The organism is Paenibacillus sp. FSL H7-0326, assembly GCF_001955535.1.
Classification (GTDB): domain Bacteria; phylum Bacillota; class Bacilli; order Paenibacillales; family Paenibacillaceae; genus Paenibacillus; species Paenibacillus shunpengii.
The window spans coordinates 78,002-101,476 of the sequence record NZ_MPVN01000003.1 but is presented as its reverse complement, the minus strand read 5'-3'; the positions used below and the strand labels follow the sequence as shown (position 1 = coordinate 101,476).

Here is a 23,475-nt window from a genome sequence, read left to right as displayed (position 1 = left end):
TACAAATATATTCGATTCAAGAGGTGGAAATTTCACGCATAATCGCTAATTTACCAGCAGTTAATTTCATTTTGATAAAAAGATGCTATAATAACGATATATTCAGTCAACAAGAGGTGAAGACACCGCATGACATCAGGCATGAAGAACAGCATTTCACGTTATTTACAATTATTCTGGCTCTTCTTTAAGATAGGACCGTCAACCTTTGGCGGAGGATATGCTATGATTCCCGTGCTGGAACGGGAGATGGTGGAGAAGCGGGGCTGGATCAGCAGGCAGGAAATGAATGACTTAATGTCCTTGGCCGGGTCTGCTCCAGGTGGTGTTGGCGTTAACGCCTCTGCTTTTATCGGGTATCGGATAGGTAAAGTGCCAGGTGCTGTTGCCGCCACCGTTGGGATTACGCTTCCCACCTTTCTCATCGTTTTTATTCTAAGCAGCATCTATTCTGTCTTTCAGCATGAACCGAAGGTTCAGGCCGCGATGAAGGGTATCCACGGGGCAATTATCGGTCTGATTGCCGTCGCCGCTTATAACATGGCTAAGAACGCCTTGTTTGACCGTACCACGATCACGATTGCTGCAGTATCTCTTATTGTATTAATGGTAACAAGCATCAATCCAACCTTCATGATCCTGATTGGACTTGTACTAGGGATGATCATTATCTCTGTTAAGAAAAAACTCGGAATGAGCGTACAAACGGAGAAAAAATCGGCTTCGGAACATGCAGCAACAATCGAATATTACATTTAGGAGACTTACTATGCTGTACTGGGAATTATTCATTACTTTTCTTAAGATCGGCCTTCTATCCTTCGGTGGTGGCTACGCTGTTATCCCGATGGTTCAGTTCGAGGTTGAAAAATATAGCTGGCTCTCCGCTGAAGAGTTTCAACGAATCGTCTCTCTCGCCGGAATGTCCCCTGGCCCGGTTGCTACCAACAGCGCTACATTGATAGGCTATCATACCGCTGGCATTCCGGGGGCAGTTACAGCAACAACAGGCATCATCCTTCCCTCCCTGCTAATCGTCATACTGATTGCCGCCTTCTTTTTCAAGATCAACAAGAATCCTCTGGTACAATCCTCGTTCTACGGACTTCGTCCGATCATTACCGGACTGATTGTCTATGCTGCCCTTCATTTCGGCTTCAGTGGAAATGGTGAAACAATTTTTCAATGGAGTACATTTGCCACCTTACTCACGGCTGCAGCTGCTTTTCTGGCGATTATCAAATATAAGCTGCACCCACTCGTGGTCATTCTGCTCTCTGCATGTGCCGGAATCGTCTTATTTTGACAAATCAGCGAATTAAGCAATATGAAGTTGAGTATTTAATGGCTGGAAAGTACTATTAAAGGAAGAGCCATTGTATTTAGCTCAGCTTCATATCGTCAGAACATGTAGAATAGGCTCAGCTAGGAGTGACTTTATTTTAATGTACACAACACTGGAATCATGTTTAATTGACCTAGAGCGCCACGGACATCTGGTTCGGATACGGGAAGAAGTCGATCCCGAGCTTGAAATGTCCGCCATCCACCTGAGAGTATTTGAAGCAGGAGGCCCCGCTCTCTTATTTGAAAATGTAAAAGGCTCGTCATATCGTGCGGTATCAAACCTATTTGGAACCATTGAACGCAGCAAATTTATGTTCCGGCAGACCTGGGATTCAACTCAAAATGTGATTGCGCTCCGCAACGATCCCATGAAAGCACTTAAAAATCCGATTCGCCACGTCAGTGCGGCGACTTCGGCAATGAAAGCACTGCCTCTTAAGCAGGGGATATCCGGGTTCAAGGAGATTAAAATATCCGATCTTCCCTTAATCAAGCACTGGCCCATGGATGGAGGAGCTTTCGTGACACTGCCCCAAGTGTACACAGAAGACCCTGACAAAGCGGGTATTATGAAAGCCAACCTGGGAATGTATCGTGTGCAGCTTACAGGGAATGATTACAAGACAAACGAAGATATTGGCGTGCATTATCAAATTCACCGCGGAATCGGAATTCACCAGCACAAGGCTAATCGTAAAGGGGAACCGCTTAAGGTGAGTATCTTCATAGGTGGACCACCCGCACACACACTCTCTGCAGTTATGCCGCTGCCTGAAGGACTCAGCGAGCTATTATTTGCAGGTCTATTATCTGGGAGAAGGTTCAGATACGGATATGATGCCGACGGATACTGTATCAGTCAGGATGCGGATTTTGTCATTACGGGAGAGATTCATCCCGGTGAAACGAAGCCGGAGGGTCCATTCGGAGACCATTTGGGCTACTACAGCTTGACTCATCTGTTTCCGATGATGCGGGTTCGGAAGGTGTATGCCAAGCAGAATGGAATTTGGCCATTCACTGTCGTCGGCCGTCCTCCGCAGGAAGACACCGCTTTTGGCGAGCTCATTCATCAGTTAACTGGAGGTGCAGTTAAGCAGGAGGTGCCTGGAGTCAAAGAGGTTCACGCTGTGGATGCGGCAGGCGTCCACCCTCTGCTGCTTGCCATCGGCTCAGAACGATACACACCATATATCAAGGTCAAGCAGCCGGCGGAGCTGCTAACCATAGCGAATCGGATTCTCGGCACTGGACAGCTCAGCCTTGCTAAGTACTTATTCATCGCCGCTGAGGAAGAACAGACGCTCAGCACACATCATATACCGGAATTTTTCTCTTACTTACTTGAGCGTATTGATCTCAAGCGGGATATTCATTTCCAGACGAATACGACGATTGATACGCTGGATTATTCAGGCAGCGGATTGAATCAAGGAAGCAAAGTCATCTTTGCGGCTTGCGGAGACAAGAAGCGGGAGCTCTGTATGGAAGCTCCAGAACAGCTTCAAGATCTCCGCAATTTCGTTAATCCAAGACTTGTCCTGCCAGGCGCTGTGGCACTAGAAGGCCCTGCTTTCAGCAGTTATTCTGATGCTGCACAGCAGCTTGATGAGCTGACAAACGCGATCTCTATGCGAGGAGACATGCCGGGATGCCCGCTCATTATTTTGTGTGATGACAGTCATTTTCTAAGTGAATCCATCGACAACTTCTTATGGACAACCTTTACACGGAGCAATCCATCTCATGATATTTATGGGGTCAACGCTGGGTTTACTTTTAAACATTGGGGCTGTGACAACGTCATTATTGATGCTAGAACCAAGCCACATCATGCGCCTCCGCTCGTCTTGGATCAGGCTGTTGAAAAAAGAATTGAAAAGCTATTCACGAAAAACGGAAGTTTGAATGGCGTACTGTAACATCAAACTCAATAGCCTGGCAAGTTCCGAGTCCACCGATTGGAAGAGGAGGAACTAGACTAAGCATACAAAAAGGCAGCTTGTCGGCTGCCTTTTGTATGCTTCTTAATTTACGAGACCTTTTCATAATGCCGAGAGAAAACATGCACCTCGTAATTAACAGGTGCTACGGATTGATTAATACCAATCGGTCAGTTTTATGCTAGCATAATCCACTCCATACTCAACATCATGTTTGATAAGATCCCATGATTCTGCATTAGAAACACAGTTACTAAATGTAGATTTAAAAATTTCCAACGTCTTAGGAACGGCTTTGATGACGCGTTCAATTGGAGAACCAGATGTCGAATTAAAGGTATAAGTCGCTGTTTCAGCCGCAGTAATGGATGCAAATTCTAGACAAGCGATCATCTCATTTAGAATAAATTGATCCAGATTCGTTGGATAGTAGATGTAAGCATAGATACAGAATTCAGAGTCGCGTCTTTTTAAGCAAGGATAAGTAAAATTAACTTTACCCAATGGTGTTTTAAACGTTTTTTTGCAAGGAACGACTTTAAACTCGGGAACTGTAACACCTAGCAATCTTTGAGCATGAAATTCTTTATTGACAAGATTCTGCTCGTTTGGCAAGCTCAGATGACTCTCCAAATCCACAAAAGTATACCCGACTTCCTCGGGGTCTGGAGTTGTAATGAAGAATTGTGGCATTGAATTCAGGAGCTTTTGCTGTTCATCTGTTGGCAGATCCTTTAAATCAATAGCATCACCTAAGTCGGCAACCTCTTCATAGGGTATTGGCTTATCAGAACGATAAAAATTGTACTTATATTGAGTTAAAGAAGATGTCATTTTTGTCCTCCCATATTTTATTTATGGGCTAAACTATGCTGACCATTAGCCTAAGGTGCATGTCAGTCAAATGATTTGTATGGATGTGCTACCTACAACATATAACAACCATCTCTGTACTTGTCCAGCCCTATACCTCTACTTCATCCATTAACTTTAACTGCCGCTCCAATCTCGGGAATAATGTATAAGCATTTTGATATGCTATTTTCCTAAGATTATCGATGCTGATCGACTCCGCTTCAGTCAGGACCGACTCTCGCTGCAGCTTAAGAATGCTGTCTGATGGCCAAGGAATGTCCGCTCCAAAAAGAATGCGGGAAGGATCCACCAGCTTCTGAACCGTACCCAGATTCAGCGTGCTGTCATAATAAAGGCTAGATAGCTTGGCTATCTCTTCGTCAATCATTTCACCCGTTAGCTCCGTTTGCAAGAACTGCTCTTGTAGAACGGCTAGAGCAATCCGCCATTTAATATAGGGAACCATCCCTCCTGTATGAGGCAAAATAAAGCGGACATCTGGATAAGTTTCAAAAATGCGATGCACTGCCATGGTGGTTACGGCCCTTGTCGTGTCGAATGTCCCTTCCAGCAAAGCTGGGTTTAGACCGGCAATATGCTCCTTGATTAGGATCGGGTGCAGAAAAACGACCGCTTTCCTGCGATTCAGCTCCATAAGCAGCTCTTCATAGTCCGGATGACTCAAATATTTCCCTTGGTAGCTAGTCAGCATCGCAACACCGTCCAGATTTAATTCATCAAGAGCATAGCTGACTTCATTAAGAGCGGACTCAGCATCAGGCAACGGCATAGTAGCAAAGCCTCCATACCTCTCTGGGTAGCGTTCAATATATGAGGCAATCTCTTCATTAATACTTCTGGCCATATGATTTGCATCGGTTTGTTTCAGAAAGGTAAGATCACTTGGTGCAGACAAGATCGAGTATGTTATACCTGCGAGATCCATTTTGTCTATTCCGATTTCAGGGGTCCATTTGGGCATAAAGCTTGGAATGGTCATGCCGAGCTCTCTCTGCTTGGCTTGAAGAGAAGTAGATATAATGTGGTGATGAACATCAATAACTGGATAATTCATAAACATAGCACCATCCTTAATCTTTTTTATTGGTCAAAAGCCATTCATCCATCTGTTTCTGCTTCTCTTGGATGATGTCTTCAATCCCCGCAGCTTTCAATTTGGACACGTATTCCGGTATCAAGGCCGGATCGGATATTCCCGTCATAAATCCGGTGCTGTATTGATTATCTACATTTGTAACGGCGGTAATCTCATTTTTGACACCCGTGATATCAAAACTGAACCCCATTGCCCTTGATTTCACCGCTGCGTCATTGGTCTTCTGAACGGCAGTCCACATATCCGGATCATTCCCAGACCACACATAGGTCAAGAAATTATTGCCGATCAGGGATGGATTTGAAGCATATCCTGTACTGTCCTTTCCTTCAGGCAAAGCGATCTGATCTCCTTGCTTGACGTAATGCACTCCCTCTACTCCATTCACAAAAAGATTGATCATCTCTGAATCGGTATATAACAGTTCCATGAACTGCATCGCTTTCTCTGGCTGCTCACTATTTCTCGAAATGGAGATCATATTAGAAGAAATGCTGTTACGTGTCATGTAAGGCTCCTCCATAGGGATGCAGGTCAATTCAGTTCCTGCCGGTACCGATTCAGAGTAGCAGTCGTTAATGTTGCGGATATAGGATGCGGCCTTTCCGTTCTTAACCAGCGTGGCCGCTGTTTCCTGAGTTGTAGCAATGTCTTTGCTAAAGTATCCTTGTTGATACCACGAGCGCATAAGATTTACGGTCTCGTTAAAAAGCTCTGTCTCTGCAGCCTGTAATAATTGATACTCCTTTCCTTCAAAAGGCAGCACGCCAGCAGTAAGACCCAGGGGATCAAAATACATCATCGCGGTTCCGGGAGCCTCGGAGGTATTATAACTAGCCATAGGCGTAATTTCGGGCTTCTGTTCCTTCAGCTTCTGAAGCACAGAGCTAAGATCTGTCCAGGTACGGATATCAGAGGAATTAATGTTTAATTCTTTTAATATATCTGTTCCGATAACAAAACTTGGCGTGAGCGCCCAACCCTTTAAGCTTGGAATACCATAGGTCTCTCCTTTAATTTGCCCGGCTTCCAGACCATAGGAAGGAACCTCGCTTAATATCTTCGCCCCGTGAGTCGATAGCAGTTCGTCCATTGGTAGAAGCTGTCCTCGGCTCGCCTGGGTTTCAAAGCCCATCCATACACTGGTATATACGAGATCCAGCTTCTCGCTACCGGCCAGCATGAGATTCATCTGGTTGCCGTAGTTGGATCCCGTAATCGGAATCAGTTTTACAGTAGCTCCAATTTTATGCTGTGCCAGCTCACTCATGGCCGTTTCAACGCGTGACACATCACTGACATCTCCGAATACTGGATAAGCCATAGCAACCTCGTACTCCCCCTCTACGGCTGCCGCTTGTTCGTTATCACTGCCGTTCACACCGCATCCCGTTAACAATACGAAGACCGACAGAAGTGTGTAAATTCCCGGCTTGAACAGCTTCTTGAACATGTACCTTCGCCCTCCTCCATAATAGACCCCATTCATCTTAAGAGTTCTCACTCAATCTTCGCTTCAACCCTTCACAGCCCCAATCGTTAAACCTTTGACAAAAAATTTCTGAAAGAATGGATACGTTAAAACCAGTGGTAAAATACCGATAACAGCAATCGCCATTCTCACGCTTCCAATAGGAAGTGAAGTACTGACAGCTGCCCCGGACAAATTGTTCTGCTGGAGATACTGCACATCGGCAAGCATGCGGTTCAGTAGATTTTGGATACTAAATAATTTACCATCGTTAATGAAGATCAGCCCGTTATACCAATCATTCCAATAAGATATGAGCAGCATGAGCCCGATTGTAGCCAGGCTGGGTAACGAGAGCGGCAACACCATCTTGTAATAAATTTTCCACTCGCCTGCTCCGTCGACATATGCGGATTCTACAACTTCTGGAGGTATAGATACCGAGAAAAAGCTCTTCATGATAAGGATGAAAAAACCATTGGTCAACAAGTTAGGAAGCAATAAAGCCCAGATCGTATCTTTCAAGTTCAGCAATTCGGTATAGACGAGATAGTAAGATACCAAACCTCCGTTAAACAGCAGTGTAAAAAATACGAAGAAGGCAAACGCATTTCGGAATGGCAAAGTGCTTCTGGACAATGGGTAAGCAAGCAAAGTGGAAATCAGCACGCCTAGGAAAGTCCCTACTAATGACACAAGCACAGTAATACCGTAAGCTCTCGTGATGGTCTCTGCCTGGTCAAATAGATAACGGTATGCGTCCAAGCTGAACTCCACCGGGATCAGACTGTAACCGTGCTCCAGAATCGCTTTTTCATCCGTCAATGAAGCGGATACTAGCAATAGAAAAGGAAATAGGGCCATCATACTTAGAACGGCTAATACCATATGGGTTATTGTTTGGAAAATTCGGTTTTCCTTCACTTGTGGGCCTCCTTCTAGAACAGTGCGAGGTCTTTATTTCTTCTCCTCACCATTCCATTCATCGTTACCACTAGAATAAATCCGACAACGGACTGGTATAACCCGGCTGCAGATGACATTCCTAAATCCCCAAACGTCATAAGCCCTCTGTACACATAGGTATCAATAACATCGGTCGTGGGCTGCAAAGCGCCGGAATTCAGGGGAACCTGGTAGAAAAGACCAAAATCAGAGTAAAAAATACGCCCAACGTCCAGAAGAAACAGTACGATTATGGTTGGTGTGATCATGGGCAGGGTGATGCTCCAAATTTGCTTCCATTTGGATGCACCATCCAGAGTTGCTGATTCATAAAGGTCATGAGGAATGGCAAGGATCGCAGCTAAATAAACGATGCAGGAATAACCTATGATTTTCCACAAGTGAACAAAGGTAAGAATATAGGGCCAGTACTCAGGCGAGGTATACCATGACACAGGGTCTTGTCCGAGCAATGGAAGCAGACTTTGATTAATAAAGCCATTCTCTTCATTGAGAAAAGCGAGTACTAGATATGCAATGACTACCATGGAGATGAGATATGGGAGAAGAATAACGCTCTGATAAAATCTTGCAAGGATTCTGGTTTTGATTTCGTTTAATAGAATCGCTACGGTAATGGAAGCCGTTGTTCCCAGGATGATAAAAGCCCCGTTATACAAAATCGTGTTTCTTGTGATTCGCAATACATCCTGAGAGCTAAACAAGTAAGTAAAATTACTCCACCCCACCCATTCACTACCCCAAATACCCTTGGCGAAATTGATGTCTTTAAATGCAATGAAAATACCAAACATCGGTAAATAATTGTTAATGATCAGATAAATGATTCCTGGCAGCATCATGAACAGCAATACCGGATTTTTACGGATAAGCTTTGCATTTCTTTTAAGAACTCCCGTCTTCGGTGATCCTCTCTTTTTGTTAAATACAGAAGCATGTTTTCTCGTAATCAGCAATAGAATCCCCCCCTAAACTTTCAATACAGTCTTTAATATGTCAGATTTTCTGACTTCTTTTATTCTTTTTTCATTGTATCTAAATGAATAATGTTCGTCATTGTACATAAAATCTAATTTTTTCTTGTGTTTTCAGACTTATATAACAAAAACATTCCAAAACCAAGTAATTTATGTTATCTTTCATTACACAATTTATTATAAGGGGGTACTGCGCTTGTATTTAAAGCAGCTATTAAGTAATCCTATATTCTCAAAATCCGTGCTTCTTACTGGCAAATTGGGACTTGATCGATTAGTTGATTCAGTGAATCTGATGGATGCTCCTGACATCATTCACTACGTCAAACCGGGACAGCTGCTTCTCTCTAATGGTTATTTCATGAAAAAAGAACCCGCGCTTATGATGGATTTGATTCAACAGATGGACAAGCTGGGCTGCTCAGGTCTTGCCGTGAAGACCAAACGCTTTAAACTCGACATACCCAAGTCCGTTTTAGAGAAAGCCGAATCTCTTAGCTTCCCCATTATTGAGCTTTCCTCTGTTAATCATTCGCTAGGAGAAATTCTAGAACAATCGACTGGCTATCTGTTAGAGAATAAAAATCATGAGCTTCAATATGCAATTTCGATTAACAAGCAGTTCAGCTCAATGACTTTGCAAGGAAAGGGAATGGCACTTATTATAGAAACGCTCGCTGGTATACTGTCCGCCCCAGTAATTTTACTGAGCCACAGGCTGCAGATTGTTGAAGAAAGCGAACACTTTCAGGATGGAATGATACGAAGCTTACTAAACAACATCCTATCTGCTTTACAAGTACCCTTTAGTAACAAAGAACCTGATACACTCGGCCTTGTCCATTCGCTTGCAACGGATTATAGATACATGACTGTCTTTCCGATTCATACCTACCGTAATGAAGGGTATATCATACAACTAAACCGCGATTGGAAGATGGATAAATTGTTAATGATCGCAATAGAACAGGCTGCGCATGTAATTGGGATGGAATTTTCAAAAAACCAGGCCGTTAAAGAGCGCTCTCGAAGATACAAGAATGAATTTTTCTCCGATTTAATCGATGGATTCATATCTGACCAAGAGGCATTGCACAGAGGAAAAAAATATGGCCTTGATGCCTCAAGAAGTATGCTCTTATGTATCGCAAAAGAGGATGAGATTTCGAATTATTTGAAGCAACCTTCCCTATCTTTTGATGAAACAGCCATATCTCTTCGTGATAAAAAATATGAGTTGATTAAAAGGAGAATTTCGCTGCTCGGCATCCCTTTTACAATGTTCACAAAAAGCGACCAGTTTATCAGCCTGTTCTACGTGGAGGAATTGAAGTGGGATGAAATCGTATTTGTCCGCAAACTTGAGGAATTATCGAACTTTTTATACAACAATGAAGGAATGAGCTTCTCTTTTGGAGCAGGTAACTTATTCACCCATATCTTGGACATTCGTTTTAGCTATGAGGAAGCAGCAAAAGCTTTAACCTACGGTCAACAAATGGGGAAGCCACGCTTTGTTCACACCTATCAATCAAATGATGTAGGATATTTGTTTCGAATGCTACCTGTGGAAGAGCTTAAACATTTCTATGAGGATACATTTAAAGGCTTCCTGACTCTAAATGAAAATGAACGAGAAGAGCTGCTTAAGACGCTTCATGTCTATTATAAAAACCACTGCCATCTGCTTGATACAGCCAAGGAGCTATACATTCATCGCAACACGGTTATATATCGTTTAGAAAAATGCGAAAAAATTACGGGTGTTCCTCTAAAAGAAAGTATGCAGAGTTTAAGATTTCAGCTGGCATTTGCCATAAAACCACTTCTTTTCTCCAAAAAGTAAATCTATAAATTATGATTTGACCTGAATAATATGCATTTCTCCTCTACCAAACAAATGTTAAGTTTTTAATATACAACCTTCTCTTTTTTTCTTATAATGGTTTACATGATGTAAAGTTTACAATCTGTAAACCATAAACGCGTTTTCAAGGAGAAGAATTATGAGCTTATATCGATCCACGAAATTTCCGCTTTTTATCTTGATGCTTAACTTGTTTATCGCTTTGCTGGGTCAAGGCATGGTTATTCCTATTTTGCCGGAGTATCTGAAGCAATTCGATGCTGCGGGAGCGGCTGCTGGATTTCTTGTCGCTGCCTTCGGTGCGGCACAATTTATATTTTCCCCGATTGGCGGCAAGCTCTCAGACCAGATGGGACGTAAAAAAATGATCATGTTCGGACTGTTTCTCACGGTCATCTCTGATTTCATGTTTGCTATATCCAATTCGCTGCCTCTCTTGTATCTCGCTCGTTTCATTGGAGGAATGGGGCTAGGATTCATGGTTCCTTCCAATATGGCTTATGTTGCTGATATCACGACCTCAGACACACGTGCCAAAGGCATGGGATATCTAGGAGCTGCGATGAATCTGGGAATGGTCCTCGGACCTGGTCTCGGAGGAATCATTGCCGAAATTTGGGATAAGGGTTCCATATTTTGTCGCAGCAGGACTCGGACTTATTGCCACCGCTCTGACTCTTCTCATGCCAGAGACTCTTACAGATGATAAGCGGCTAGCAGCACGTAATAAAGTACGGGAACCTCTTGGGCAGCAGATCTCACAGTCATTTAGAACTCCATATTTCCCTTATCTCATCTTAATCTTTGTTATTACCTTTGGCTTGGTAAATTATGAGACCGTCTATGCACTCTTCGTTGAACAAAAATACGGCTATACAGCCGCACAAATCTCAATAGTCATTACCACTGGAGCCATCATTGGGATTATCGTTCAAGTGTGGCTCCTGCATCGTTTTATAAAATGGATTGGGGAAATTGGGCTCATTAGGCTGTCGTTAATCATGACCTCAATTTCATTATTGCTAATGCTCTTCCAAGTCAATCTAGTTTATTTGTTGATCGTCTCTTCCCTGTTCTTTGCGTTTAATGCCTTTTTGAGACCTACACTCAGCACACTCATATCAAACGCAGCAGGTGACAGACAAGGATATGCTTCAGGATTGAACACTACCTATACCAGCCTTGGTACCATTCTTGGACCTTTACTTGCGGGTATTTTGTTTGACTGGCATCTGCACTTACCGTATATCCTTGGTTCCATCGTTCTGTTGACGGCTCTTATCATCACCTATAACATGAACAGAAGCAGGAATACATCAGTGAAAGAAAGGAAACAGGTGTCTTCATCATGAACGAAAACTGGCAGCAAACTGTAAAAAACAAAAACCGTGAAGAACTAATCGCAGCTAGCAAACAGCTGTTTATGGAGAACAGCTTCTTAAGTGTCAAAATTCATGATATATGTAAATCCGCAGGTGTCAGCCGAGTTACCTTCTATAAGCATTTCCCTTCAATGGATGATTTGATATTTGAAATTCAAATGGAAATATTGCAGGCGATGACTGAATTTATAATGCGAGAGGCTACCCCTGAAATGAACGGTCTAATGCAGCTAGAATCGATTCTGAATCTGTGGATTGAGTACGCCAGAGTTCATCCAGAATACATCAAATTCATTCTGTTGTTCGATCTTCATTATGAATCCTATAATTCCAACCAGGAACTGAAGCAACGCTATGCGGAGTTCATTCACAAGAACAAAGAGCAGCATTTCTTATCCGATGCCTTGATATCAGGAATACGCGACGGTTCGTTAAAAGCGGATATTGATCCTATCAGTACGGCACCATTTATATTCACTTCCATGATGGGACTCCTTCAAAAACTAAGCATTACACCAATCAAAGCAGCAGACTCATATCAAAATCAACAAATGCCAGAACAATTTGTGAGCATGATTCTTCAGTACTTAAGATCATAGGGAGTATTGAGTCGGTGACATGATGTTTGAATGAAATGTTAGGGGAAAAATAAAGCATTAAACAAGCAAGGCAAGCTCATGTAAGTTTGAGCTTGCCTTGCTTGTCTATAATTATTTAAGTTCTGTATTGCTGACTACAGTAATCACATTAGACGATAACTATCTTCTAGCAGCTAATTCACCTTGAATCCGATGTTCATTTCGTTCAAATTTCTTATAGAAGAACATAGGAATGGTCCCGATCAAGAACACGATAAACGGCAGCCATATGAAGCTGAACTGGATTCCGGACAAAGCGGAGGCGGTCTGTGATTGACCAGCAACATAACCCATACTGCCCATAATCCAAGCGGGTACCGAGCCACCGATACCGCTGCCTGCTTTAATACAGAAGGCGCTTCCAATTGAAGTCAAGAAACCACTTGCACGAATTCCATTCTTCCATTCTCCATAATCCACAGTATCTGACAGCATCGCAAACGGAAGTGAGCAGGCAAATCCGGAACCCAGCGCACCGATAATCCAGCCGATAATAATGACGGTTAGATTCGTACTTCCCATCAGAATCATAACCTGACCAAGAGCCGCCAGCACAAGACCAACAATCATGACTGTATTCTTGCTGAGCTTCTTCACACAGAATGGGATTAGTACCATGGATATTAACTGCAATGAAGTTAAACCATTAATAAGCGGAACAAGATCCTTACTGCCCAGATTATATTCAAAGTAATAGATTACGGTGGAGGACCTTACATTCAGTCCAATCCAGTAGCATAGATTGGCAGCGACAACGAGCATCCACGGCCAGTTTCTCTTGATCGCACCGAAGCTTTTACGAATTGGTATCGGCTTCGTCTTCACAGCAGATACCTCTCGCAAATCAGCAAAGGCAACGAGGAACATAATAACTGCCAGTACACCGAACAAGGCTACCGTCAATGAGAAACCTCTCTGATCATTACCCTGTCCAAAAAAAGCAACGAGCGGCAATGTAAATGTGGTCGCTATGAAGAATCCAACATTTCCACCTACCATCCGGAACGAGTTGAGTATAACCCGCTCATCAGAGTTTGTTGACAAGTTAGGTAATATAGAAGTGATCGGCGTACTGATTCCTGTGTAGAGGACACCGGCAATAATATAGGTTACGCAGGCATATATAATTTTCCCAGTCTCGCTCAAATCCGGTGTAGTGAAGGTTAACACCATAAACACAGCGAAGGGTATACACAGCCACAAGAAATAAGGCCGGCTCTGTCCATACTTCGATTTGGTTCTATCAATTAGAATCCCCCACATGGGAGCATCAATGGCGTCAAGGATACGGGTTACAAGCAATAGGGTACCGGCAACGCCGATGGAGAGCCCAAATACATCTGTATAAAAGTACAATAAATAGCTGGAGATAACACAGTACAGCAGATTACCCGCGGTATCTGTCAAGGAGTAACTTAACTTGCGATGCAAGGGTACCGAACCATGTGCTTCATTTTGTTTACTCATGATGACCTCACCTCAAAATTAATTACTGGCGATCGATAACGTACGCGAGGATCACAAGATCCTCGCCATAGATCGGATATATCCTAATCTTCGTAAATCCAAACGCGCATTTCACCCTTCTGACGATTGCACCACGCATAATATGGTATAGCTGTAATCGTATGAGGAACATGCTCTGGCTCCCCTGTATAATAAAGGGACTGTGGTTCACCGATTCGATAACCCTCCGATTGAATTCGGACAATCCCTCCCAGCAAATCGGGAATAAATTGATCTTCTAATGAAGCATTTCGTGGCAGCCTTAGAGCCGCAAGACCTCCCCCATTATCACACTCTTCAATACAGTAGACGACAGGACCTCGCTGTAGAGCAATTTGTCCCTGATTCATAGATACCAGCGGATGGCTTCTAACCCGTTCAACAGGCATGGACAATATAAGTGAAATGATATCCCCATCGTTCCATACACGACGATGTTTTGCATAACCCTTATCCAAGTCTTCCAAAGAGATAACTTCTCCATTAACAGAGAGAACTGCTTGTTTACACCAATCCGGTATTCGAAGGGCAATTGTAAATTCAGCAGGTTCTTCTGTTTGAATCGTTAAGTTAATACGAGAATCCCAAGGATATTCATGGGTTTGAGTAATGCCGATCTCCTGACCATTCAGCGTGGTTTGTACTTGGCTTGCGATATATAAATGGGTGTATATCGTGTTCTCGGTCTGGGTATAGATCAGGTCTTCGACCGAAGCGATCATCCTCGCCAAGTTGGGAGGGCAACAGGCACAGAAGAACCATTTTTGCCGTTCAGTCTTGACATGCTCTTGATCCTTTCGTGCGCCTTGGAAGGGATTCACCTCAAGTGGATTGACATAGAAGAAACGCTTACCATCCAAATCCATACCGCTTAAGGTGCCATTATATAAAGCGCGTTCAAGTACATCTGCATATTTCCGATTCGGGTCTAATCGCAGCATCCGGTTTGCCCAGAATGCGAGTCCTACGGATGCACACGTCTCACAATACATGCTGTCATTCGGAAGATCATGATTGCATGTGAATGCTTCTCCGTTAACGGAAGAACCGATACCTGCTGTAATGTACATCTTGTGGGCTGTCACATCATCCCAGAGTGTCTCACAGGTCTCAAAGAGGTTCACATCCCCTGTCTTGGCTGCAAGATCTGCCATCGCAATATTCAAATACATCGCTCTAACTGCATGTCCCACAGCTTCCTGTTGTTCTCTCACAGGCTGATGTGCCTGCTGATATTCAAAGCCAAGGCCAAAGTTGACATTCTCCTCATCATTCCAGGTTGGAGCTGTATTGATTTGTTTTCGCTTTTCTTTTTCTTCCTCAAAATAAACCGGCCGCTGGCCACGCTGATCTATAAAATATTGGGCCAGTCTTAAGTACTTCCTATTATCTGTTACTTCATACAGCTTCACTAATGCCAATTCAATTTCTTCATGACCATCGTAACCGTGAAGCTTGCCTTCCTCCGGTCCAAACACTTCATCAATTAAGGCCACATACCTCTCCATAATCTGAAGCAGTTCTGATTTACCGGTAGTTTCATAATAAGCAACAGCTGCCTCAATGAAGTGTCCTGCACAGTACAGCTCGTGATTATCTCTTAGATTCGTCCAGCGATTATTAGGTTCTTTCAGCAAGTAATATGTGTTCAAATATCCATCTTCCGCTTGAGCCCTTCCAAGGAGTGCAATGACCTCATCCGCATTTTGCTCTAATTTAATGTCGGGGAAGTCTCTTAAACTATACGCGACGGTTTCCAGCCATTTCGCTACATCACTATCCTGAAATACGGTACCGTAATGTTCACCAGTCGATTCCCCAGCAGCAATCTTGAAATTCTCAATAGCATGGCTCGGCTCTGTATCCGGAAGTACATCATTCAGTGCTTTCCATTGGTAAGGAATGACTTCTTCAGCCACAATCTTTTTGTACTTTTTCCAAAATGTATCCTGAACAGCGACACACTTGGTACTTCTAGCAATATGCATAGGACAAAAATCCTCCTTCATAAGTAGTAACGCTTTCAATGTTGTTATAATAGGAGTAAAGTAAATATAAAACCGTTAGCGCTAACCCGATTTATTGTTTTACAGCTTCATTGTAGCAATCACTTTCAATCAAAAAAATCAGGATATCCAACTAATAGTTGTACGATTTCACACTTCATGTTGAATCAGCACAGTCAAAGGAGGAGGCATTAACATCATGAGCGATTCATCCTATTTGTCTTTTTTAGTACCTCCAATGCCTTATTTTATTGAGGGTAATATTACGAAATATTCGAAGGGGGATTTGCATCCAAACCGATTTAAATTAGGGTATTTTGACGTCATTATTGTGAAGGAGGGCATGCTTCATATTGGTGAGGAAGAGCAGAAATGGAAGTTAACAGCGAATTCAATTCTTATTCTGGAGCCGGACAAACATCATTTTCCAATTGAAGCCTGCGAAGTGGATACCACTTTTTATTGGTTTCATTTTCAAACAAACAGCACCTGGTGCAGCCAAGAGGAGCCTGCTCTAATTACGCCGAAGTCTCCGGTTCCAACCTTACATTTTCATTCAGAACATACAACCATTCATCTGCCCAAATTCCAGACTGCATTGAATCCTAATGAGCTGTTTGCTTCACTGGATTTATTGCTGTCCTCTACACTTAAGCCGAGGAAGCTTGCCTTGTGGGAGTCCCAGCAGACCTTTGGCAGGATATTTCAAAGTCTCGAATACGATCAATATTACAAGAATAGTCCTATTCAGCTGGCAGAGCAGATTGAAATTTATTTGAAGCAAAATTACAAGCATCCCATTACCAACGCGGATCTTTCACATTATTTTCATGTACATGAGAACTACTTGGCCCGTTGCATGAAGTCTGCCTTTCATTGTACTCCACTGGAATATCTAATGTTGTACCGATTGGAGCAAGGAAGGATCTTGCTGCTCCAGACAGATTGGTCAATTCAGCGTATTACCGAGGAAGTTGGATTCTCTCAGGTGAGCTACTTTACTCGATGCTTTAAGAAGAAAAATAGACTCTCGCCGCTAAAGTATCGCAGACAATATTCTAAACCGATGAATGGATAAAGCAGCGCAAACAGCCCCTGTATAAATTAGATGTGCTAGCATCAGATGTTGTAAAGAACCATTATAGGCATTTACCACCACACTCGCGGTCATTCACCATGCTAACATGAATTATATACTTTGATAGTCTGGAGATGAATGAAATGAACACCAAGCTGCAGGAACGAATTCAGGGACTTATGGAACAGTATCATTTTTCGGGAAGCATTTACGTAAAATCTAACGGCGCTGAAGTGCTGAAGCTCAGCCACGGTTACGCAAACCGTTCAGAGCATATTCTAAACCAAGAGAATACTCGCTTCGGAATTGCTTCAGGTTGTAAGTTGTTCACTGCGATAGCGATCTGCCAGCTTGTTGAGCAGAAGAAACTCGCTTTCACTACAACAATTGAAGAATGTCTCAGCGCCTATTCCTTTCCATATTTCGATCCAGATATTACCGTTCAACAATTACTAACGCATACTTCAGGTGTCCCAGACTATTTTGATGAAGACGTAATGGATGACTTTGAGGAACTGTGGGTTCAACGACCTATGTATCATATCCGTCGTCTGGAGGATTTCCTCCCCTTGTTCCAGAATGAGCCTATGAAGCATCCTGCTGGCAGTAAATTTCATTATAATAATGCTGGTTATATTTTGCTCGGGCTAATGGTAGAGCAGGTAAGCCAAATGACTTTTCAGGAATACGTAGAAGAGCATATTTTTACGAAGGCAGGAATGACTGACTCAGGTTATTTTGAAATGGATCACTTGCCTGAACGGACAGCGCTTGGCTACATCCAGACGGAAAATGGCTATCGTACTAACATCTATTCGCTTCCGGCAAGAGGAGGGTCTGACGGAGGTGCCTATGTGACAGTGGGTGACATGATGAAGCTGTGGGATGCGTTGATCGGAGGAAGACTACTGTCTGCGGAGCTTACAGATCTGCTTCTAACTCCACATGTACAGGTGAGTGAGGACTTGGCGTATGGATATGGCCTATGGATCACACAGCATAAGGATACGCAGCAAATTGAGAAGTATGTACTTATGGGGTATGATCCGGGAGTAAACTTTCGTGCACTCTTCTATCCTGATCATTCACTGCTTGCAGTTGTATGTTCCAATCGTTCGGATGGCGCATTTCAAGTCATTAACGAAATCGAACAAGAATTCAAATTTAAGTAATATAGATATCTTCAGCAAAAAAAGTCCAAGGACAAATAAACAAAAGACAAATCATGCCTTCTTAATCCGAATGCATGGTTCTGTCTTTTGCTATTTGTTTGATATGGTTAACGTGCTTTTTAAGAACCTAATTGAATTTCACGTTTTAAATAGTCAGATAAGATTCTCGCAATTTCTTTCATACCGGATACGTCAGCGAGGCTTTCAGCTTCTGGATTATAGTTCGTGTTCGTATTAACGTCATAGGTGTAGGCTCGACCCGTGGAATCCGTTATAAATTCAATGCCTGCAAAGCTGATCCCGTTCTGCGCAAGAAAGGCTTCGTACTTAGGTATTAATGGACTATTAAAGCCATCGATGACTTCAAATTTTTTCCTGGCCTGCTCTTCTTCGCCAACCGGACAATACTGGTCTCCGATTTGACAAGCATCCGCCGGACATAACTGAAATCCTTCCGAGGTATCTACTCTCACAGCATAATAGAACTTACCGTCTATGAATTCACAGCGGGTAATATAATGTTCTTCATTCCGAATATACTGCTGAATCAATGTTACCCCATCAATGGATTCCTCAAAAGCTTCGCTGTCCACGTACGTCTCCAAGCTGTCTATGCTTTCAAACAAATAAACGCCGAGCCCCTTTCCTGCCCGATTATGTTTCGTGATAAAAGAGCGGTAAGGAAAGTTGTTTGCAGCCTCAACGATTGCTTTTTTTCCTACTGCAGCGATGGTAGCCGGTGTCTCAATCCCAAACTTTTGAAGCTCTAGGTACTGTTTAACTTTATTGACTTCAAGCTCTAATGCACGGCTTGTATTCAGCACGGTTCTTCCGTGATGCTCTAGCCAGGCGAGCACATTTGAGGTGTATTCAGGTGCGTAACGATGATTGCGAGAATGTGAGGAAGCACTCATTCGGTTATAGAATATGCCTTGTGGCGGACGCTGACTTAAATCCAACGCGCCCTCATCTAGATGCCAGAACTCATGGGGCACTTCCATTTCTTCAAGAGCCTCGCGAAGCGGGAGAATCCAGCTTTCATTCTCGTGAATAATATATGCTTTTGTCATAACTGCTTTTCCCCTTAAACTTTATTTATGACTGCTGAGTCGATCAATTACATTAGCAAGGAGCTTAACCCGAGGTACAAGTGATTCGATAACTAAATATTCGTCTTTACTGTGAGCATGGCCGCCTCTTGGGCCTAGCGCATCAATTGTAGCAATCCCGACAGAGGAGGTGATATTACCATCCGAACCGGAGCCTACCTTTTTATCACTCAGCTCCTCCCCGAGGTACTTTGCTTCCTCACGTATAATATTCAATAATTCCTCCGTAAGCTCGTTTTTGATCATTGGAGGTCGCGTAATGCCTCCTCTAAGCTCTAAAGATGTACCTTCAATATCCACTCGTGAACAGATATCCCTAATGCTCCGATCAAGCTCATCTGCTTGCTCCGGCGTTTCCATCCGGACGTCAATGTTAGCGAACGCATGAGGAGCAATTGTGTTGCTAGAAGTACCTCCGCCAATGACTCCTACATTAACATGGATGCCAGCTTCGGCATTTGTTAAAGCGTGGAGCTTAATAATCTTATGCGCCAACTCTCCAATTGCACTACGGCCTTTTTCAGGCTCAGCTCCCGAATGGGCGGCAATTCCGGATACGGTCAAGTAGTATTTGCCTCCCCCTCTTCTGCCGGTTACCAGCGTTCCGTCCTCATCGCTTGGCTCCACGATCAGCGCGTACTTGCTTAAACTTGCATGTTTCTCAATTAACGGCCGGGAATGAACGGAACCTACTTCTTCATCCGAATTCAGAATTACCTTAACGTTCTTATAACTGTGGCTACCCGTCTCGATCAAATGCTTAATCGCATAAAGCGTCGTGATTTGACTGGCTTTCATATCGAATACTCCAGGTCCATATGCATTTTTTTCATCTCTTGTGAAAGGGCGTTCTGCAACCGTTCCCTCTGGAAATACCGTATCCATATGAGCAATAATGAGAATCTCCGGCTGGTTTGCTTCAGGATGGGTAATGACCAGATTATTGCCTCTTTCTTCTTGAATGTCGGATTCAACCTGAAAACCGATATTTTTATAAAGATTAGCTAAGGTCGTTCCCACTCGATCAACGCCTGATTTGAGAAAAGTGCCGCTCTCGATATTGACGATCTCTTCAATTAACGATAACATTTCGTTTTCTTTTTGATTCCAATTGATATTGGACATTAGAAATCCTTCCCTTCTGCTTGATCGTTATATAAATGGCATTGCACGCTATGACCGGACGAAATTTCGAGTGAAACGGGACGTACCTGTTTACACACCTCCATTGCATATGGACAGCGCGTATGAAACACACATCCCGAAGGCGGATGAAGCGGGGATGGAATATCCCCTTGCAATATGATCCGTTCCTTCTTTAATTTGGGATGAGGGGCCGGAACGGCAGATAGCAGGAACTGAGTGTACGGATGAAGTGGATGAGTGAACAACTTATCGGTTGGGGCTTGTTCTACCAAATGTCCGAGATACATGACGCCGATCCGGTCGGCAATGTGCCTCACCACACTAAGATCATGAGCAATGAATAAATAGGACAGCCGATATTCGGACTGAAGCTCGATTAATAAATTTAAAATTTGCGACTGAATGGATACATCTAGCGCAGAAACCGGCTCATCACATACGATCAGCTTGGGCTGCAGGGCAAGGGCTTTGGCTATCCCAATCCGCTGCCGCTGTCCTCCGGAGAACTCATAAGGAAATCGGTTCGCATGCTGAGCAGTAAACCCTACTCGTTCGAGCAGTTCAAATACTCTTTCCTGTCTTTCCTTTTTTGTACCCTGTCCATGTATCATCATTGGCTCAGCAATGCTGTAACCGACTCGTTTTTTGGGGTCCAGTGAAGAATGCGGATCTTGAAAAATCATTTGCATGTCTTTTCTAAGCGCTTTAAGTGCCTTGGATGGAAGAGAAAATATGTCGCGATCTTCGAAATAGGCTTTGCCTGAAGTCGGTTCTGCCAAGCGAAGCAGGGTTCTCCCCGTTGTACTCTTCCCGCTGCCGGATTCTCCTACTAAACCGTAGGTTTCTCCCTTATAAATTGAAAAGCTGACGTCCTCTACAGCCTTCACATGATTTTTACGCAAAATCGATCCGCTTCTGGACACAAAGTGCTTTGTTAAATGCTCAATCCGTAGCAGCGGCTCTTCAGTATGGCTCAAATTCGAGTTCATGTTCCGCCCCTCCATTTGCTGCAATTTCTTTGTAGTGCCAGCATCTTACTCTGTGTCCATCCGAAGCTTCCTCTAATGCTGGAGGGCTTGTACGGCAAATCTCCGTTGCAAAAGGACATCTTGGTGAAAATCTGCAGCTGTTACTGACTTCGTCCATTTGCGGTACGGTGCCTTTAATTTCATATAATTTTCCCTTTCGTACACCTTCGATCTGTGGGACGGATTTCAGCAAACCGAGCGTATAGGGATGGAAGGGATGATCAAACAAAGTAACGACATCTGCTTCCTCTATGACTTCCCCCAAGTACATGACGATGACCCTTGAGCACATTTGCGCGACCACCGATAAATCATGAGTTATGAGCATAATGCCCATCCGAAGAGTGGACTTCAGCTCATTCATGAGTTCAAGAATTTGCGCTTGGATCGTCACATCAAGTGCGGTTGTCGGTTCATCCGCTATTAACAGCCGAGGTTCACATGAGAGTGCCAGTGCAATCATAACCCGTTGTCTCATCCCCCCAGATAGTTCATGAGGATATGCATGAAGCCTCTCTTCAGGATCAGAAATCCCCGTTAAACTAAGCAGCTGAACGGCTTTTCGTTTGGCTTGTGATTTTCCGAGCTTTTGATGCAGCATGATAGCTTCCGCAATCTGATCTCCAATCGTATATACGGGATTTAATGATGACATCGGATCCTGAAAAATAATCGAAATATCATTTCCGCGGACCGAACGCATTTTTTCTTCGGACAACTGCAACAAATCAACGCCGTTATAAATGATCTGCCCACGGTATTCCGTCGTCTTCTCATCGAACAGACGCATAATAGACTCCGCAGTAACGCTTTTTCCACAGCCCGATTCGCCTACAATTCCTACAGTTTCTTCAGGAGCAATATGGAAGGATACACCATCGACCGCCTTCACAATACCGGTTTCTGTCGGAAATATGGTCGTTAAATGTCTAACTTCCAAAAGTGGAGTCTGACTCATGAAGTTCCCTCCCTGTTTTGTTACTTATGTTGTTCTTCTTGAGCCGCTTCCTGGCCTTCGTCTTTGGATCAAGGAAATCCCGCAAGCCGTCTCCGAGCAAATTAAGCCCAAGAATCATCAGTATGATGCAAGTACCGGGATAGACGGTCATCCACCAGGCATTAAAAATGACGTTTTTCCCATCAAGCAGCAAATTGCCAAGACTCGGGGAAGGAGCCGGAATGCCTGCTCCCAAAAAGCTAAGAGATGCTTCAGTAAGAATCGAGACCGCAAAGATAAAAGAGGCCTGGACAATCAATGGAGAAAGCACGTTAGGCAAAATATGAAGACCAATAATACGAAAAGGACCTGCACCCTGTGCTCTGAGTCCCTCAATATAGGTTTTTTCTTTAATGACGAGCGCCGCGGATCTGACGATTCGGGCAATTGATGGAATGTATACGATAGATAAAGCGATTATGACATTAAAGGTTCGAGGACCCATAATAGCGACGATGGAAATAGCAAGCAAAATGGACGGAAAGGCATATAATCCATCACATATTCTCATTAAAATGTGATCACACAAGGAATAGTAAGCAGATAACAGTCCTACGAGCAATCCGAGAATTCCCGAGATTAACGTTACTGCTCCACCAACCATGAGAGATACTCTGAGTCCGTACATAACACGGGCGTACACGTCTCGCCCGAAATTATCCGTTCCGAAAATGTGTTCCCCGCTTGGCGGTTTTAACCGATTCAAAGTATCAATAGCCAATGGATCATGGGAAGTGATCCATGGAGCCAAGAGCGAAGCCAGCGTTACGAGACTAATTAATATCGTACCCGTAGCCAGCAGCGGATTCGTCCAGTACCTCCGCAGTGTGTTACCAGCAGGAATTTTTATTGGCTTATCTGATATCATCT

Annotated in this window: 19 protein-coding genes and 1 pseudogene; 8 read left to right on the top strand and 12 right to left on the bottom strand. The window is 43.5% G+C overall.

The genetic code is table 11. From position 1 onward, the window contains the following. Positions 1–129: 129 nt before the first annotated feature. From BK126_RS16400 to BK126_RS16390, 3 genes are all read left to right on the top strand, one after another. Entirely contained in the window at positions 130–759 is a 630-nt protein-coding gene (locus tag BK126_RS16400) for a chromate transporter (RefSeq protein ID WP_076313641.1), read from the top strand. 10 nt (positions 760–769) lie between these two features. Continuing rightward, positions 770–1,306 carry a chromate transporter gene (locus BK126_RS16395; RefSeq protein WP_083655933.1) on the top strand — a complete coding sequence of 179 codons (537 nt, stop codon included), beginning with the start codon at positions 770–772 and terminating at the stop codon, positions 1,304–1,306. A gap of 139 nt (positions 1,307–1,445) precedes the next feature. Beyond that, positions 1,446–3,269 (top strand): UbiD family decarboxylase, encoded by a 1,824-nt coding sequence (locus BK126_RS16390; protein ID WP_076313640.1) that lies wholly within the window; start codon positions 1,446–1,448, stop codon positions 3,267–3,269. A gap of 177 nt (positions 3,270–3,446) precedes the next feature. Here BK126_RS16390 and BK126_RS16385 read toward each other — a convergent pair whose 3' ends face one another. The 5 genes from BK126_RS16385 to BK126_RS16365 form a co-directional block, all read right to left on the bottom strand. Further along, the gene (locus BK126_RS16385) at positions 3,447–4,124 is read right to left on the bottom strand and encodes a hypothetical protein (protein WP_076313639.1); all 678 of its coding nucleotides are present in this window, start codon (positions 4,122–4,124) and stop codon (positions 3,447–3,449) included. A 130-nt stretch (positions 4,125–4,254) separates the two neighbouring features. Then, complete coding sequence (locus BK126_RS16380) at positions 4,255–5,220, bottom strand: amidohydrolase family protein (protein ID WP_076313638.1); 966 nt, start codon at positions 5,218–5,220, stop codon at positions 4,255–4,257. Positions 5,221–5,236: 16 nt separating this feature from the next. After that, positions 5,237–6,715: an ABC transporter substrate-binding protein gene (locus BK126_RS16375; RefSeq protein WP_076313637.1), complete on the bottom strand. Its 1,479-nt coding sequence runs from the start codon at positions 6,713–6,715 to the stop codon at positions 5,237–5,239. A 63-nt stretch (positions 6,716–6,778) separates the two neighbouring features. Continuing rightward, positions 6,779–7,657 carry a carbohydrate ABC transporter permease gene (locus BK126_RS16370; RefSeq protein ID WP_256702884.1) on the bottom strand — a complete coding sequence of 293 codons (879 nt, stop codon included), beginning with the start codon at positions 7,655–7,657 and terminating at the stop codon, positions 6,779–6,781. 14 nt (positions 7,658–7,671) lie between these two features. Further along, positions 7,672–8,541 (bottom strand): ABC transporter permease, encoded by an 870-nt coding sequence (locus tag BK126_RS16365; RefSeq protein WP_083655969.1) that lies wholly within the window; start codon positions 8,539–8,541, stop codon positions 7,672–7,674. Between the two features lie 214 nt (positions 8,542–8,755). Between BK126_RS16365 and BK126_RS16360 the strand changes: the two genes are divergently transcribed. The 3 genes and pseudogenes from BK126_RS16360 to BK126_RS16350 all read left to right on the top strand — a co-directional run bounded on the left by BK126_RS16360 (position 8,756) and on the right by BK126_RS16350 (position 12,524). Then, positions 8,756–10,522, top strand: coding sequence for a PucR family transcriptional regulator (locus BK126_RS16360; protein WP_083655930.1), 1,767 nt, complete (start codon positions 8,756–8,758; stop codon positions 10,520–10,522). A gap of 160 nt (positions 10,523–10,682) precedes the next feature. Then, positions 10,683–11,895: pseudogene (locus BK126_RS16355) on the top strand (MFS transporter). After that, positions 11,892–12,524, top strand: coding sequence for a TetR/AcrR family transcriptional regulator (locus tag BK126_RS16350; protein WP_076313635.1), 633 nt, complete (start codon positions 11,892–11,894; stop codon positions 12,522–12,524). Before BK126_RS16355 ends, BK126_RS16350 begins: the two are co-directional and overlap by 4 nt. A gap of 159 nt (positions 12,525–12,683) precedes the next feature. Here BK126_RS16350 and BK126_RS16345 read toward each other — a convergent pair whose 3' ends face one another. Then, positions 12,684–14,030, bottom strand: coding sequence for a glycoside-pentoside-hexuronide (GPH):cation symporter (locus BK126_RS16345; protein WP_076313634.1), 1,347 nt, complete (start codon positions 14,028–14,030; stop codon positions 12,684–12,686). 83 nt (positions 14,031–14,113) lie between these two features. Beyond that, positions 14,114–16,057, bottom strand: coding sequence for a glycoside hydrolase family 127 protein (locus BK126_RS16340; RefSeq protein ID WP_076313633.1), 1,944 nt, complete (start codon positions 16,055–16,057; stop codon positions 14,114–14,116). A gap of 217 nt (positions 16,058–16,274) precedes the next feature. Between BK126_RS16340 and BK126_RS16335 the strand changes: the two genes are divergently transcribed. Together BK126_RS16335 and BK126_RS16330 are read left to right on the top strand one after the other, a co-directional pair. Then, a complete protein-coding gene (locus BK126_RS16335) occupies positions 16,275–17,153 on the top strand; it encodes a helix-turn-helix transcriptional regulator (RefSeq protein WP_076313632.1) in 879 nt (292 codons plus the stop codon). Positions 17,154–17,296: 143 nt separating this feature from the next. Then, on the top strand, positions 17,297–18,325 hold the full coding sequence (locus BK126_RS16330) for a serine hydrolase domain-containing protein (RefSeq protein ID WP_076313631.1): 1,029 nt from the start codon (positions 17,297–17,299) through the stop codon (positions 18,323–18,325). A 119-nt stretch (positions 18,326–18,444) separates the two neighbouring features. On the opposite strand, the gene BK126_RS16325 is transcribed toward BK126_RS16330, so the two are convergent. Genes BK126_RS16325 through BK126_RS16305 form a run of 5 tightly spaced genes read right to left on the bottom strand, consistent with a single transcriptional unit; the run spans position 18,445 to position 23,473 of the window. Beyond that, positions 18,445–19,395, bottom strand: a complete 951-nt coding sequence (locus BK126_RS16325; RefSeq protein ID WP_076313630.1) for an ATP-grasp domain-containing protein — start codon at positions 19,393–19,395, stop codon at positions 18,445–18,447. A gap of 21 nt (positions 19,396–19,416) precedes the next feature. Further along, positions 19,417–20,559, bottom strand: a complete 1,143-nt coding sequence (locus tag BK126_RS16320) for a M20 family metallopeptidase (protein ID WP_076313629.1) — start codon at positions 20,557–20,559, stop codon at positions 19,417–19,419. Next, positions 20,559–21,569, bottom strand: coding sequence for an ABC transporter ATP-binding protein (locus BK126_RS16315; RefSeq protein ID WP_076313628.1), 1,011 nt, complete (start codon positions 21,567–21,569; stop codon positions 20,559–20,561). The genes BK126_RS16320 and BK126_RS16315 overlap by 1 nt, the downstream gene beginning before the upstream one ends. Further along, complete coding sequence (locus BK126_RS16310; RefSeq protein WP_076313627.1) at positions 21,544–22,566, bottom strand: ABC transporter ATP-binding protein; 1,023 nt, start codon at positions 22,564–22,566, stop codon at positions 21,544–21,546. Before BK126_RS16310 ends, BK126_RS16315 begins: the two co-directional genes overlap by 26 nt. Next, positions 22,538–23,473, bottom strand: coding sequence for an ABC transporter permease (locus tag BK126_RS16305; RefSeq protein ID WP_076313626.1), 936 nt, complete (start codon positions 23,471–23,473; stop codon positions 22,538–22,540). Before BK126_RS16305 ends, BK126_RS16310 begins: the two co-directional genes overlap by 29 nt. Positions 23,474–23,475: the final 2 nt, after the last annotated feature.

Bases quoted from the DNA above. Each gene is read 5' to 3' on its own strand.
- BK126_RS16325 (WP_076313630.1), bottom strand. From the start codon at position 19,395: ATGACAAAAGCATATATTATTCACGAGAATGAAAGCTGGATTCTCCCG.
- BK126_RS16400 (WP_076313641.1), top strand. From the start codon at position 130: ATGACATCAGGCATGAAGAACAGCATTTCACGTTATTTACAATTATTC.
- BK126_RS16315 (WP_076313628.1), bottom strand. From the start codon at position 21,569: ATGAACTCGAATTTGAGCCATACTGAAGAGCCGCTGCTACGGATTGAG.
- BK126_RS16395 (WP_083655933.1), top strand. From the start codon at position 770: ATGCTGTACTGGGAATTATTCATTACTTTTCTTAAGATCGGCCTTCTA.
- BK126_RS16340 (WP_076313633.1), bottom strand. From the start codon at position 16,057: ATGCATATTGCTAGAAGTACCAAGTGTGTCGCTGTTCAGGATACATTT.
- BK126_RS16365 (WP_083655969.1), bottom strand. From the start codon at position 8,541: ATGATGCTGCCAGGAATCATTTATCTGATCATTAACAATTATTTACCG.
- BK126_RS16380 (WP_076313638.1), bottom strand. From the start codon at position 5,220: ATGAATTATCCAGTTATTGATGTTCATCACCACATTATATCTACTTCT.
- BK126_RS16320 (WP_076313629.1), bottom strand. From the start codon at position 20,559: ATGTCCAATATCAATTGGAATCAAAAAGAAAACGAAATGTTATCGTTA.
- BK126_RS16330 (WP_076313631.1), top strand. From the start codon at position 17,297: ATGAACACCAAGCTGCAGGAACGAATTCAGGGACTTATGGAACAGTAT.
- BK126_RS16390 (WP_076313640.1), top strand. From the start codon at position 1,446: ATGTACACAACACTGGAATCATGTTTAATTGACCTAGAGCGCCACGGA.
- BK126_RS16350 (WP_076313635.1), top strand. From the start codon at position 11,892: ATGAACGAAAACTGGCAGCAAACTGTAAAAAACAAAAACCGTGAAGAA.
- BK126_RS16385 (WP_076313639.1), bottom strand. From the start codon at position 4,124: ATGACATCTTCTTTAACTCAATATAAGTACAATTTTTATCGTTCTGAT.
- BK126_RS16375 (WP_076313637.1), bottom strand. From the start codon at position 6,715: ATGTTCAAGAAGCTGTTCAAGCCGGGAATTTACACACTTCTGTCGGTC.
- BK126_RS16310 (WP_076313627.1), bottom strand. From the start codon at position 22,566: ATGAGTCAGACTCCACTTTTGGAAGTTAGACATTTAACGACCATATTT.
- BK126_RS16345 (WP_076313634.1), bottom strand. From the start codon at position 14,030: ATGAGTAAACAAAATGAAGCACATGGTTCGGTACCCTTGCATCGCAAG.
- BK126_RS16305 (WP_076313626.1), bottom strand. From the start codon at position 23,473: ATGATATCAGATAAGCCAATAAAAATTCCTGCTGGTAACACACTGCGG.
- BK126_RS16335 (WP_076313632.1), top strand. From the start codon at position 16,275: ATGAGCGATTCATCCTATTTGTCTTTTTTAGTACCTCCAATGCCTTAT.